This is a genomic window from Deltaproteobacteria bacterium (assembly GCA_016930875.1).
Taxonomy (GTDB): Bacteria; Desulfobacterota; Desulfobacteria; order Desulfobacterales.
The window spans coordinates 1-13,015 of the sequence record JAFGFW010000026.1; the positions used below are offsets into that span (position 1 = coordinate 1).

The following is a 13,015-nucleotide window of genomic DNA, read 5'->3' on the forward strand; positions in this document are numbered from 1 at the left end:
CCTCCGGCGGACTGGATTCCGGCTTTCGTCGTTCGACCCTGAGGCTCTCGACGGGCCGGAATGACAAAAAATACATTTTTTGACTTTTTGCGAGTTCATCAAATTTGCTATTCCACGTTCTGGACCTGTTCCCTAATCTTCTCAAGTTCACTCTTAAGGTTCACAGCCATATGGGATAGCCTGGTATCCCCTGCCTTGGAACCAATGGTGTTCACCTCGCGATTCAATTCCTGAAGCAAGAAATCGAGAGTCCTGCCAGCCGGACCCTCTGCTTCGAGCACGGTGCGGAACTGTTTCAAATGGCTTTCGGCGCGAACTATCTCCTCTGTAATATCGCTCTTGTCCGCCAGGAAAGCTGCCTCCTGAGCCAGCCGGTTTGGATCTAACTCTACCTTGCCTTCGGTGAGCACGGCTATCCGTTCGTTCAAGCGACTCCGGTATTCTGACAATACGGACGGGGCCAATACTCTTATTCCAGAGATGCCCTCCTCCACGGACAGGAGACGTTTCTGAAAATCATCGTAAATGGCCTTGCCCTCTGAAGTCCGCATGACATCTACGCTTTCTAAGGTCTCACTAACACAAGTTGAAAGGTCTGCCCACGTCTTTTCCAAATCTACCTCAGGTTCTGTTGCCGCAATGATCCCCTCCAAACCAAGGAGGGTTTCCAGTCCGACCCTTTCTTCTATTCCCAGCGATTCGTTCAATTTGCACAATGCCCTGTAATAGGCTTTGGCCAGGGGCACATTCACTTCAATTTCCGGAATCGTGCGAGAACCGTTCTTAATCTTAACAACCACGTCCACACGGCCTCGCGAAACCTTGGCTGCTACCAGCTTCTTTATGCGCTCCTCAAGAGGTCCGCCTGCGGCGAATTGAGGCATACGCACAGAGATCTCACAATAGCGCCTGTTCACACAGCGCATTTCCACTGTATATGAACAGTCTTCGACCGTTTTTTCCGCCCTGCCAAAGGCCGTCATGCTTTTGATCATGTCGTCCTCTCGCCCACTCCCTTCGGTCGCTCGAGCCCACGGAGCTCACTGAGATGACTTCTTGGCCTGATTTTTTGAGAGGGAAAAATCAGGCCAAACAATCAGTCCGCCGGAGCATTTATGATCCTGCCAATGCCCTCTTTGAGCATAAAAATTTCCGACCTTCGCCTTGTCGACATGTCCCGCGGCAGCGGGATAGCACATTGAGCTGAATTCCCCTCTCAGGAATTCAGCTCAAAAGCTCTGTGCCTCTGCGGGCTCTGTGAGAGATAAAAAACCCTTTGATTAGCTACGAGGCTAATATCTTGACTGTCGAACCTGATACAAATATCTGTCTCTAACAGATCTCAAAAAACCAACTATGGCCTCCCCGGCATAGTCCGGATAGGTCCAGTCCAGCGGACGAAAATCACCTTTATGGTAAATCAAAGTCAGGTCAGCATAAATGCCAGCCCTCAGATGGATACGGTGGGTGTAGTTTTTTCCGGTGGCCAGGACAAAGCGTTCTGCCAGCATATATCCCGGGTCGATATTGACCAGCCGCTTGCCTTGCCTTGAAAAGCTGCCTTCGAATCTATTGGCAAGAAGTTTAGCATCAGCCAGTTCCTCTTGCTCAATCAATTTGGAAAAAGCCAACAACCGCCTGAAAAGAGGGCTACCCATCTCAGCCGTATAATAATCTGTCTCATTGAAGGGTAGCCAGGGACTCACCATATCAATTGATCCCCAGGATTCAGACAGACCGCGAAATACCTCCTGGAGGAGGTCCTTGTCCCGCATAAAGACACTAATAACCAATTTAGCAGGTTTTGGTTCGCGGGGAATGCTCATAGCACTTGTAAAGTATCATTGAACATCTGTCATTTGTTGTCTATCTCTCCAAGAGATCCGGTTTTCCATGGTTAGATTGCCAAGTGTACTAACCGGTTAATGAAAAATGCCAAATAATAGATGATAAATGATAGATGTCATGGTCTCCCTATGCTGGTATACTGGAATCCCTGGGCACGCATCCGCTTCGGTTTGTAGATATTTCGCAAGTCCACAACGATTGGGTGTTTCAAAAGCTGCTTCATTCTGTCCCAGTCGATATTTCGGAACCGATTCCATTCCGTGGCAAGGACCAAGACGTCAGCGCCTTCAGCAGCCTCATACGAATCTTTCTTGTAATCAATATCGTGAAGGTGTTCTTTTGCGTGGTCCATCCCCGCCGGATCAAAGGCTTGAATCCTTGCCCCTTTCTCCTGCAGGCCTTTGATTATGGGGATTGTGGGAGACTCTCGCATGTCGTCTGTGTTTGGCTTGAAAGTTAGGCCAAGAATCCCAACCGTTGCACCCTTCAAGTCCCCACCTAAAGCCGAGATAATTCTCTCGATCATTATCCTGGGGCGTTCATCGTTTACCTTGATCACCGCATCAACAATCTTGAATTCATATCCGTGCTGTTTGGCAATCTGACTTATGGCCCGTGTGTCTTTTGGAAAGCACGAACCTCCAAAACCAGGGCCTGGATGCAGGAACTTGGAGCTAATCCGCCCATCTAGACCCATGCCTTTGGCCACCTTGTGTACATCCGCCCCAACCCTCTCGCATATATTGGCCATTTCATTGATAAACGATATCTTCGTGGCCAGAAAGGCGTTGGAGGCATACTTAATCATCTCGGCTGTGGCTATGTCGGTGATCACAAACGGAGTTTCAATGAGATAGAGGGGATTGTAAAGGTCCTGAAGGATAGCAATAGCCTGCTCGCTCTCGGCGCCGATGACAATCCGATTGGGATGCATAAAATCCTCTATGGCAGCTCCTTCCCTCAAGAATTCCGGGTTGGAAACAACGTCAAAGGCACACGGATTGGCCTGGTTTTCCTTGATGATGCCCTCAATCATCTTCCCGGTACCCACTGGAACCGTGCTTTTTGTCACCACCACCTTATAACCGTTCATGGTCTGCCCGATGGATCGGGCCACCTCTTCCACATACCTGAGGTCGGCACCCCCATCCTGGCCAGTCGGGGTGCCGACGGCAATCAAAATCACCAATGCATTTCGCACGCTTTCCTTGATATCAGTGGTAAATGAGAGGCGCCTTTCATTGACATTTTTGTGAATCATTTCCGAAAGACCGGGTTCATAGATCGGGATCTTACCATCGTTCAGCATGCTGATCTTTGTTACGTCATTGTCCACACAGGTGACCCGCAGCCCAAATTCGGAAAAACAAGCCCCAGTCACGAGCCCAACGTATCCCACGCCAACGACACAAATGTTCATTTATCGTGTCCCATTGAGGTTGTGTAACTTCTCAAAAAGTTCGGGTTCTCGTCATTGCCAGCGAAGCGAACAATCTCCTTGGTAGCACTGAGATTGCGTCGTCGTCCCGCCACAGGCGGGACTCCTCGCAATGACCCGAAATTACAGTTTCAGGGAATTACCAGGACTTTTTGAGAAGTTAGGAGATTCTTTCCAAAGTACCGTCCATTATTACAAAAACAGACACCCTAAATCGATTTTCCCGCCCACTTCTATCAAGATACATGGAATGTCATATTCCGGAGTATGGGGATGGTGGCAGCATACTCCTTACCTTGGGGAATCTCCTCTTGTATCGGTCTCTATACCACTTCCAACGATCCTTAATATCTTGCTCCGCATATTGCAAGGCATCCCCTAGGTTCTCTATCACAATGGGGTGCTTTTCTTTTTTCCCTCTTTACATCACGTCCCTGTGGAAAAACCCATGTCCGCAATCGTATCTTACAATTTCATGCCATTTTCCACCAAGTTTGGCTTCATATTGGGCCATGACGTTGACAACTTTCCCCTTTTGAGTCTCTATCCTTATCCGCAATCTGTCTTCACCAATAGGACTTATGATTTTCGTAAACTCTTTGGTTGCCATGATTAAGAAGTTATCATATTCTCAATAAAAACTAATCTAACATATTGAGGTCATATGTCAATTCAAATGAAAGCGCTCCGCGATTTTATCTGCCGTGACGCTGAAACTTGCAGTGGCATTTTTTCTGTGGTAATTTCAACCTCAATTGAGCGGTTTCGCTCAGTTGAGGTTACAGAATATGTTCTTGATAGCCATGATGAAGAATACAACAAAGAACTTAGGATAGAGCTTTGTTTTGAGGACGCAGGGATCTACTTAAAACTCCTTGATATATTTGAACAATAAGGGCACTCATGTCCCTTTCCGTATGTGTCATATGCTTCAACGAAGAGCAGAATATCAGGCGATGCCTTGAGAGTGCGTCGTGGGCCGATGAAATTGTAGTTGTGGACTCCATGAGTGAGGACAAGACAGTCGAGATTGCCAAAGAATACACGGATTCAGTATTTCAAAGGCCTTGGACTGGGTATGAAAATCAGAAGAACTTTGCCCTTTCAAAGGCACGGGGTGACTGGATATTCAGTGTGGATGCTGATGAGGAAGTAACAGAGGCTCTCCGCAATGAGATCAAGGCCGAGATCAGAAAGACAAATGCCAAAGATGGATATCGAATCCCTCGTCGCTCTTTTTATCAGGGAAGATGGATAAACCACAGCGGTTTTTATCCGGATAGACAGCTTCGCCTGTTTAAGTGTGAGCGAGGCCGCTGGACTGGGGGGCGGGTCCATGAACGCGTTGAGATCAACGGGAGTATTGGAGACTTAGAAAACGACCTCTTGCACTATCCTTATAAAGGCATCATCTCCGGGCAACTCCAAACAGTGAACAATTTTTCCACCCTTATGGCAGAAGATATGCAAGAGAAAGGCAAACGCTATCACGTCTCCTTACTTTTGCTGCGTCCTTTGTTCAAATTTGTGGAGGTCTATCTACTCAAAAGGGGTTTCTTGGATGGCCTTGCCGGATTCATTATAGCTACATCTTCTGCTTATGCTATGTTTATTCGCTACGTCAAACTCAGGGAAATTGAGAATCATCTTGGTCAGTAGAAGTGTCCATATTAAGTCAGAAATGACTGCCGACTAAAAGTACGTTGTAAGATCCGTCGTTTCAATATGAAAATAGCAGTAGCAATTCCCAAATATGGTCTGGTGGGAGGTGCTGAAAACTTCGCCTTTGAGCTTTGCGAGCGCCTGGCCACCCACAACGGGTTTGAAATACATGTCTTTGCCAACAAGTGGCGAAAAGGCAATGCGCCAATTGTGTTCCATAAGATACCAATCATCCGTTTTCCGCGCTTTTTGCAGCCAATCAGCTTCGCGTATTTTGTACGAAACGAGGCAAAAAGGGGCAGATTCGATCTGTTGCACAGCCATGACCGAATCTTTGGAATGAACCTTTTTACCATGCACGGAATTCCCCACAAGACGTGGATAAAAGAAGTCAGGCAAAAGCGCCTGAGTCTTTTTGACAGAGCTACAGCCTGGGTGGAAAAAAAGGGGATTACAGGGCCACCTGAGCCCATGGTGCTGCCGGTTTCAACACTCGTCAAAGATGAACTTCTTAAGCGCTATGACATTGCTGAATCGAGGATTCACGTGATGCATCCAGGCGTGTCAATCGATCGCTTTGCCCAATTGGACCGAGGAATGTGCCGGCGAGAGGTACGCCAACGTCACCGTTTGGCCCAAGACGACATGGTCCTCCTTTTCGTGGGAATGAATTTCGAAGTCAAAAGGCTGGAACTTGTTCTACAGGGCATGGCCCGTCTCGTTAAAGACAACTCGAATTCTCACCTGAAACTTCTCATTGTGGGAAAGGGCGATGAAAAGCGTTATATACGTTCGGCCCGGAACCTAGGAATTTCTGAACGGGTTGTCTTTGCCGGGTTGGTGAGGAAGACTGAGGAATACTATCTGGCGGCCGACATCTTTGTCATGCCCTCGGCATATGACACTTTTGGCATTGCTGTCCTTGAGGCGATGATGGCTGGGCTCCCAGTCATCATCACCAAAAAAGTCGGAGCCAAAGATCTCCTTCAAAACAGTGTCCAAGGTTTCGTTCTTTCTGAAAACCCCTCAGAATATGAGATGGTCGAGGCTTTAGCATCGATGATAGACTCACAACGTCACATACAAATCGGACAGATGGCCAAAAAAACAGCACTTGAAAATTCGTGGGACAAACTCGCCCGCCGTATTGTCGATCTGTACTCCACAACAGAACAACACAAAGGACCTGACTTGGCGTGTATGATCGCCCCTCTCACGAACAAGTCCCAAAGTGTCAACTAGGATGCATTATGCAAAATCAACCCTATACCCCTGTCAAAAAGAGTCTGGCTGAATGGAAAGCAGATTTTGAAATCTTCGCTTTTCTGAAAAAGAGCATCCCGGTGCTCATGGGGACCTTCATTTTTCTGAATCCTTTTCCCCATATCACGGCAATGAAAGAAATATGCTTCTATCTTTCAGTCCTATTTTGCCTAGCGTTGATTGTAACAAAAAAGATTGAATTCTCTTTTAGGACGCCCTTGTCCCTTCCTTTTCTAATTTTCACCTGTTGGGTGACCCTTACCACGTTTTTTGCTATTGATAAACAGAACAGCATTCACGATCTCTATTCTCACCTAATCAAATACATCATTTTTTTTTATGTCATGGTCAATTTCTTTGCGTCAAAAAGACGTCTCGACACTGTTTCGTGGACTATTATCATATCTACGTCCGTTTTCTCTCTTGGAAGTCTAATTTATGAATATGCCGTGTTGGGCAATTCCATAAATCTCCGTTTTGGATTGAGTTTGGTCCAGACTCCGACCAATCTTATTGGTGTCGTTACCTTGTTTGGAATCATCCTGTGTTTGCATGGACTCCTCACCAAAACAGGCTTTACTAATAAGGTTGTCCTCGCTTTGTGCCTCGTGCCGTTATCTGCCGTTACTATGCTAACCCGAACCCGCAGCAATATTATTGCATTAGGCGCTACGCTAATACTAATATTTCCTTTCAACAAAAAAGCGGCATTTGCCGTTGTCGGATGTACTTTGCTTTTAACTTCAATATCGCATGCCCCATCCCGTTGGCAACTGAATCATCTTTTGAACAATGAACGGCTGGGAATGTGCCGCATTGCCTATCAAGTAATTAAGGATTATCCAGTTACGGGGATAGGCTTCGGGATGCACACCTATGGCAACAAGCTTGACTTAGCTGACTACAAAGCAAGAGTATCCAATTGGCAAAAAAGTCTTTACATTATGAAATATCCTCACAACATGTTTGTAAGCGTGGCCGTCCGGACAGGCATCCCTGGCTTTCTTCTCTTTCTTGCCATTATCGGCGTGTCCGTTAAAATGTGCTTTGAGGTGATAGGGAAGGCGCAAGTTCATGCTGTGAGGGGATGGGGCTATTGTTCTCTTTCGCTCCTTGTCATGTTTCTAACCAAGGGGCTTTTTGAACCCGTGTTAACCCATTTGACTGAAGTTGTATTCTTCACAATACTATCCATGATAGCTGTCCTGTGGCGTATACATAAAAAACATAACGCTGGTTTTGTATTGGCAACTTCCATGAAGGGAGGAGATTTGTCGCCTTCTCACTAAGCACCACGACGAATAGGCACATTGTCTGTCTGGAACAGGCATACCCCCTTTCCGCTCCCGTCAACTGTTTCCATGGAGTAGAATAAAGCATTCATGTCACAAAAAGGTTGAAAAGTTGTTGAGCCTTTTCAGATCGTGATCCACCATTTCTCTCACAAGATCTTCAAAACTCACCGAGGGTTGCCACCCCAGTTTCCTCTTTGCTTTTGATGATAACGTATAAGAAGTTTCGCACAATTAGATAGAGGCGGTGGCCTCGATATAATTTAGTTGATGATCGCCAAACTGTTATTAGTGCCTTCTTCATATCGTGCTGAAATACTGTCTATCCTCTCCCATCTTATTAATAATGGCCTTTTGAATCCAAACAACTCGCCTAAAGATAATTTTCCTGTGATGTTAGTAACGGCCACTGTTGTAAACGTGAAATAGTAAAAAAGTCCTCCAAACATCTCCTAATACGCTTCGGTATCTGTTCCAATCTCGTGGGCGATCTTAATCTCTCGCATCCTTTTGCCAATTCAGTTTCTTCCAAATCCCACCAAGATGCCAAACGCCCTATGTGACTCCATGGATCTAACAGAAACTCTTCAAAAGCAAGTTTCCTGTAGATGTCACTTCGCAACTGCGATAACTGAGAGTTTAAGAAAATTAAATTATCTTCTACGATCTTACACTGCTCATAGGGATGTTTTGTGAATCCTCGTCTGATCCCGCTGAACGTTGCCGAAATCGGATTCCTATAAGGCACCAACAACCTGATCTCCATGTAGTCAATGAGAATATCGGCAAGTTCAACAAGATCGAAACGACGAAGTGAATTTCGCGGTTGATCAAAGGGAAAAGAGGCGCTATCAAATAAATGAGTATATCCTTGTTTCAAATACTTACTCAAGGATTTTTCTATTTTTTTTCGTCCCTTCAGCCGATCTCTCAGAGAGGCATCCGGCTTCCAAAAATCCGTCATCTTTTCATGCCAGTCGCCTTCATCCACAAACCAAGCCTCCCCAAAGAAGCGACTCAAAACACTTCTAATCATGGAATGGCCACAGCCTTCAACTCCTACCAAAAACAAGAATTTCATGTTTTTCCCATAACCACAGATGCCTATACAAGAAACGTCATGCGGAATTCCGCTAATCCTTCGGCAGCCTTATCTCCGCCTGACCTTGATACAAATCCTCAAAAATGCTGGTCTATCTCTTCCCGAGCTAGCAGATCGGTCCTTTTGCTGCCCTCTTCCTGTGTCATGAACCGTTTTTGTGTCAACCGAGGCTCCGATTTTGGCCTGGCGACCTGAGCCCCTCTCCTGTGCCCAGTTGTATGCCGCTGGCCGTGAACTTTAGTTTCCTTGTCAATGGGCACCTATCAAGAAGTATACCCCAGGAAAACTTCGCCTGACGTTCCGGACGAAAACCTCCTTGACAAGTGCCCCCACAAACCTTTCCGTTTAGCATTACTACAATATCTGCACAGGATATCCAACGAATCGTCGATCAGGCCTCTTTTCACCTTCAAATATTCAACACCATTGAATATTGAGAGGTATTTCTCCGATACTAGATTTCCTACAATGTGCTGTAATCCATAATCCATACAACAAAGAGCAACATCGCCGTTCGGGAGCAATACATTGTGATTCAGGTCATCTGTACAACTCACACACCGAATCTTTCCTTTCATTTTTTTCCCGCGCCTAAGGCCGGGCAGGCCCGTCACATTGCCGGCTCTGTCGATAACCGGATCTTCTCTCACCACTATGTCGAAGGTGTTTGCTAAATTTTCATGCAGATTGCCGATCGTCATGAAGCTCAGGTTCACAATGTCGCTTTCAAGTAGCTTGCCAATCGTTTCTAAATATCTCACATCTACGCTCATGTTCGTTAGGTTGTCATTGTCAGGTAAATGCACCACAAATCTCTTAAAACCAATGTGTTTTATCTGGTCTATATCTTGAAAAGTCAGCCAAGCTGCTGTTGTGAAGACACCTACATCAAAACCCTGGTCGTAGGCATGTGTTAGCATTTCAGTGCAATGCGGATTCATCCAAGGCTCACAGAAACCCGAAAAATCAATACAGATTTCTTTCGGGATTTTTTTTAAACACGTCCCAAACGTCTCAAAACTCATCCTGGTAACGTCACTTCTTTTTTTGTAACTTCTTATCAATGTCTTTTGCGGACAATAGGTGCACATATTCTTGCAGCCCACCATAGTCGTTATTTCCATAGTTCCTACAATACGCATAGCTAGTTCACATCAACTGCCTTAGGATTTTCCACTGCACCGCAAACTACACAAACACTTCTTTTCCTGCTTCACCAAAAAGCCCTCTTTAGAATATTGCCGGCTCAAATACCTGATCGATCCGTTGCAGATACGATGATCATCCAAGCCTAAGTGATGAAGCATATTAAGTTCTTTTGGTGTCACTCGTGGCAGCCTCGCCAACCTGCTAACCTCCAAATTTCATCAAAACTCAAAACCTGCAATTACCTCAAAAAGGCCCATGAAACATGCTGGTCCTTTGCTCACACAGCTTTCTCTTCATCCACTCCGTCAGGGTCGTAGGCTATTTCAGTGGGCACCGATCCTTCATGTGCGAACCTTTTGATTCAAGCCATTCTCACAATAAAAAGGAATATGGCTTCTTTTAAAGTACCCTATATTCGGCCCCTCTTTCCAGCCTTTGTCCCCAATTTCCTTAGAATGCCAAAGGTGTAGGCACCTAGCTTTTCGGATCACAGAGCGGCCCCGGCTTCCTGCGGTCACCAGCCTAATTCCCAGATTTTCATCTTCTCCGCCCCACCCTATGAAGTTTTCGTCAAAACCGTTCACATTTTCGATATCCTCTCTATGAATCGAAAAATGTCCGCCAAGAGTCTGTTTTTTTTTACTTCTCAGGTAAAGTGTGGATAAAATCACATGCTTTATGAACTTGCGATGGTCCCTAATGATATTCTCTTCAGGCAGTTTCCGATATAACGTATCTAATAAATCTGGCGAGATTTTGTTTCTGAATACCGTATTGGTTTGTATCTCCGTTAAGTACTTGCAATTACCAGCCAAAAATCTTTTAGGTCTTGCTGCCTTCAAATGGCATTTAATCGTATCATGTAAGACCACCAAGTCACAGTCCAAGAAAATCAAATAGTCTCCTCTGGCTTCCCTGATTCCATTGTTGCGGCTCGCTGCGAGCCTAAAGCCTCTTTTTTCCTGCCAGACGTGTCTTATTTCGAAATCGTATTTAGAAATGTATTCTTCCAGACTCCGGACGACCTCTTCATTCGAACCGTCGTCTGCTATAACGACCTCGTCGAAGTCATTTGAACAAAGACTGAGAGCGTCAAGGCAACATTTTAAATGGCTAAGTCGTTCATAAAAACTGACAATCACGCTTATCATAAAAAAAGCCTCGTCACATTAGTCTCAAGGTCTTTTTCAGCTTCCTCACAGTCCGGTAGATTCTCGCCTTGCTGCTTCTCATGTAAGTAGGTATTTTCAAAGCTACCTTGCTGGCATTTTGATAACCATAAGTATGAATCAATCCGACGAGATGCGGAAACAGCTGATATTTATGTAAAACCAGCCTCCTAGCCTCTTCGAGGGCTGGGACTCGATTCAACCAAGCACCATTGTCGACAGAAGCTTTTATCTTTTCGAGGCTAGTTAACGGTCGATCAATATCGATTTCGATGAATGATTCTTTGGGAAAATAGTCTGTCAGATTCGTACAACCATAATAGAACGGAACTGTCCACGACAAAAAGCAGTCTGCCACTTTTTCGGTCCAATAGTCGGGGCCACGGGTATTTTCTATTGCGAGAGAAAACCTATATGGAGCTAAGCCATCCCATTTGTCTTCAATAAATTTCACAGCCCTTCCATATAGATCTATCTCAAATGAGCTCTGTCGCCGGATATATTCCAAAAATGCCCATCTTTTTTTGTGGCCCGGCAACTCCATTGCGTCTCCTACAATCCATGACAAATCTTTCGTTTTCTTCGGCATCGGACTCGACACCAATGCATCGAATGACCTATCAACGTGCCACGGGATCCCTGGATGGGACGTGACGTATTTGCTATCAAACGACGCCGGATGGTGCGTAAACACCTTTGAATAAGGTTCATGCTTTTCCACCATCCAATCTGTCACCCCTCTCTCATAAGGCTCTTGCATCACTGCCCAAACATGTTCCTTGGGGCATTTGGCACACACCTTTTCCCCCACTACCTTATTGAGCACTACCAAATAGTCGCACTCATCAGCTGGCTCAATTGTAAACCTTATTCCTTCCCAGACTCCCGAGTTGCCTGGACTTTGGCGCAGCAAATCCGGATAATCCCAATTCTTAACGATCCTTACCAGTTTCATATGCTTCTTCAAATCGCAAGCCCTACATTTTTCTTCGGTCTTATAAACAAAACTAAGTATGGTGGCAGGTAATCCTCATGCAAAGGCCTGGAACTGTCTGAGGGGCTTAGTGACCGTAGTGTTCCATGCCTTTCTTTGCATGAGGATTACCTGCCGGCCCTTCCAAGCACCTTATTTTGGTTTATAGATGCGTTTTTCTTTATTGTGGGCTCATAATCCTTGGTTTTTTTGAGGTCAAGCGGTTGACCAAATTCCGCAACTTATGCACCAAAGAAAAGTTTTTCTTTCTATGTAGATAGAATAAGGTATCGTAAGGGGAATTCTCATAAGTTTTTTGCGGAGACCCAACTCGCCTAGACGTCTGTTTCGAGGATTCGAGTCCATTGATTCTCGGGTGGGCTCCAAACTGAGATGGATCTCTGAAAATCTCGATTTCGTATTTCCTGGTTAGTATTGATAGGACAGCTTGGTCGTGTCTGTGTTCGATGAATTCTGGCAAATTCTCCAGGCCGCATGTATTGGGCTGATCTGTCAATATTCTCGGATCTTCGCAATATGACAGCCATTCTTTGACGAAGTCGATATTCGTTTGATCCTTGACATATAACTGCGGGGACCCTGCCACCTGCCCACTCGTGTAGAATTTCTCGTAGTCCGCCCCCATTAGCACGAAACAATCTCGTTTTATCCACTTCCTATTCAGGTGGACGCCACCATCTGTGCCGTCTTGATTATGTACCTGGAAAAATACTAAGCCGTTCTTGGCCTGACAGATGTCTATGAGGGGTTGGATATCTCCAATGACTTCCGCCCCACTGTCGCTGTACATGACAATGTCGCCCTCGTCCACCTTGTGCAGCGTGTCAAGAATTATAAACGGCTTCCACAGCCAATAACCAACCCCTCGTTCTTGATCAAGAATTAGCTTGTTCTTCCTGTAAAAGTCGCTTCTTTTGATGTCCTTCATCGTACAAGAAATGCATTCATCAATGCCATAATTTAATGCTGACTTGTGTAATCTCCTCTGGCTCTTGTAGTAATCCGGAGTCGCAAAGCTAACCAGATATTTCTTCATAACTGATAACGTTCTTGTCCGTTGGAGATTTCCTGCTACGTCGGCATTCCTTCCTTACAAAT

General features: G+C 45.5%; 13 protein-coding genes. 4 read left to right on the top strand and 9 right to left on the bottom strand.

Translation table 11 applies throughout. The features are described 5' to 3' along the window. Positions 1-107 precede the first annotated feature (107 nt). The 4 genes from JW883_02635 to JW883_02650 all read right to left on the bottom strand — a co-directional run bounded on the left by JW883_02635 (position 108) and on the right by JW883_02650 (position 3,896). Entirely contained in the window at positions 108-995 is an 888-nt protein-coding gene (locus tag JW883_02635) for a YicC family protein (protein ID MBN1841162.1), read from the bottom strand. Positions 996-1,292: 297 nt separating this feature from the next. Next, positions 1,293-1,826 carry a DUF4416 family protein gene (locus tag JW883_02640; GenBank protein ID MBN1841163.1) on the bottom strand — a complete coding sequence of 178 codons (534 nt, stop codon included), beginning with the start codon at positions 1,824-1,826 and terminating at the stop codon, positions 1,293-1,295. A gap of 137 nt (positions 1,827-1,963) precedes the next feature. Beyond that, positions 1,964-3,268 (bottom strand): UDP-glucose/GDP-mannose dehydrogenase family protein, encoded by a 1,305-nt coding sequence (locus JW883_02645; protein MBN1841164.1) that lies wholly within the window; start codon positions 3,266-3,268, stop codon positions 1,964-1,966. Positions 3,269-3,707: 439 nt separating this feature from the next. Further along, positions 3,708-3,896 (bottom strand): hypothetical protein, encoded by a 189-nt coding sequence (locus JW883_02650; GenBank protein ID MBN1841165.1) that lies wholly within the window; start codon positions 3,894-3,896, stop codon positions 3,708-3,710. 54 nt (positions 3,897-3,950) lie between these two features. Between JW883_02650 and JW883_02655 the strand changes: the two genes are divergently transcribed. The 4 genes from JW883_02655 (at position 3,951) to JW883_02670 (ending at position 7,500) form a co-directional block, all read left to right on the top strand. After that, a complete protein-coding gene (locus JW883_02655; protein ID MBN1841166.1) occupies positions 3,951-4,181 on the top strand; it encodes a hypothetical protein in 231 nt (76 codons plus the stop codon). 8 nt (positions 4,182-4,189) lie between these two features. Further along, positions 4,190-4,945 carry a glycosyltransferase family 2 protein gene (locus tag JW883_02660; GenBank protein ID MBN1841167.1) on the top strand — a complete coding sequence of 252 codons (756 nt, stop codon included), beginning with the start codon at positions 4,190-4,192 and terminating at the stop codon, positions 4,943-4,945. 66 nt (positions 4,946-5,011) lie between these two features. Beyond that, positions 5,012-6,190: a glycosyltransferase family 4 protein gene (locus JW883_02665; protein ID MBN1841168.1), complete on the top strand. Its 1,179-nt coding sequence runs from the start codon at positions 5,012-5,014 to the stop codon at positions 6,188-6,190. A 239-nt stretch (positions 6,191-6,429) separates the two neighbouring features. Beyond that, entirely contained in the window at positions 6,430-7,500 is a 1,071-nt protein-coding gene (locus JW883_02670; protein MBN1841169.1) for an O-antigen ligase family protein, read from the top strand. 376 nt (positions 7,501-7,876) lie between these two features. Here JW883_02670 and JW883_02675 read toward each other — a convergent pair whose 3' ends face one another. From JW883_02675 to JW883_02695, 5 genes are all read right to left on the bottom strand, one after another. After that, positions 7,877-8,584, bottom strand: coding sequence for a hypothetical protein (locus JW883_02675; GenBank protein ID MBN1841170.1), 708 nt, complete (start codon positions 8,582-8,584; stop codon positions 7,877-7,879). Between the two features lie 284 nt (positions 8,585-8,868). Further along, complete coding sequence (locus JW883_02680) at positions 8,869-9,630, bottom strand: SPASM domain-containing protein (protein ID MBN1841171.1); 762 nt, start codon at positions 9,628-9,630, stop codon at positions 8,869-8,871. A 465-nt stretch (positions 9,631-10,095) separates the two neighbouring features. After that, a complete protein-coding gene (locus tag JW883_02685; protein ID MBN1841172.1) occupies positions 10,096-10,905 on the bottom strand; it encodes a glycosyltransferase in 810 nt (269 codons plus the stop codon). Positions 10,906-10,918: 13 nt separating this feature from the next. After that, positions 10,919-11,659 carry a hypothetical protein gene (locus JW883_02690; GenBank protein ID MBN1841173.1) on the bottom strand — a complete coding sequence of 247 codons (741 nt, stop codon included), beginning with the start codon at positions 11,657-11,659 and terminating at the stop codon, positions 10,919-10,921. A gap of 418 nt (positions 11,660-12,077) precedes the next feature. Further along, positions 12,078-12,953 carry a hypothetical protein gene (locus tag JW883_02695; GenBank protein MBN1841174.1) on the bottom strand — a complete coding sequence of 292 codons (876 nt, stop codon included), beginning with the start codon at positions 12,951-12,953 and terminating at the stop codon, positions 12,078-12,080. Positions 12,954-13,015 lie beyond the last annotated feature (62 nt).

Coding starts and splice junctions, on each gene's coding strand:
- JW883_02635 (MBN1841162.1), bottom strand. CDS start 995: ATGATCAAAAGCATGACGGCCTTTGGCAGGGCGGAAAAAACGGTCGAA.
- JW883_02640 (MBN1841163.1), bottom strand. CDS start 1,826: ATGAGCATTCCCCGCGAACCAAAACCTGCTAAATTGGTTATTAGTGTC.
- JW883_02645 (MBN1841164.1), bottom strand. CDS start 3,268: ATGAACATTTGTGTCGTTGGCGTGGGATACGTTGGGCTCGTGACTGGG.
- JW883_02650 (MBN1841165.1), bottom strand. CDS start 3,896: ATGGCAACCAAAGAGTTTACGAAAATCATAAGTCCTATTGGTGAAGAC.
- JW883_02655 (MBN1841166.1), top strand. CDS start 3,951: ATGTCAATTCAAATGAAAGCGCTCCGCGATTTTATCTGCCGTGACGCT.
- JW883_02660 (MBN1841167.1), top strand. CDS start 4,190: ATGTCCCTTTCCGTATGTGTCATATGCTTCAACGAAGAGCAGAATATC.
- JW883_02665 (MBN1841168.1), top strand. CDS start 5,012: ATGAAAATAGCAGTAGCAATTCCCAAATATGGTCTGGTGGGAGGTGCT.
- JW883_02675 (MBN1841170.1), bottom strand. CDS start 8,584: ATGAAATTCTTGTTTTTGGTAGGAGTTGAAGGCTGTGGCCATTCCATG.
- JW883_02680 (MBN1841171.1), bottom strand. CDS start 9,630: ATGAGTTTTGAGACGTTTGGGACGTGTTTAAAAAAAATCCCGAAAGAA.
- JW883_02685 (MBN1841172.1), bottom strand. CDS start 10,905: ATGATAAGCGTGATTGTCAGTTTTTATGAACGACTTAGCCATTTAAAA.
- JW883_02695 (MBN1841174.1), bottom strand. CDS start 12,953: ATGAAGAAATATCTGGTTAGCTTTGCGACTCCGGATTACTACAAGAGC.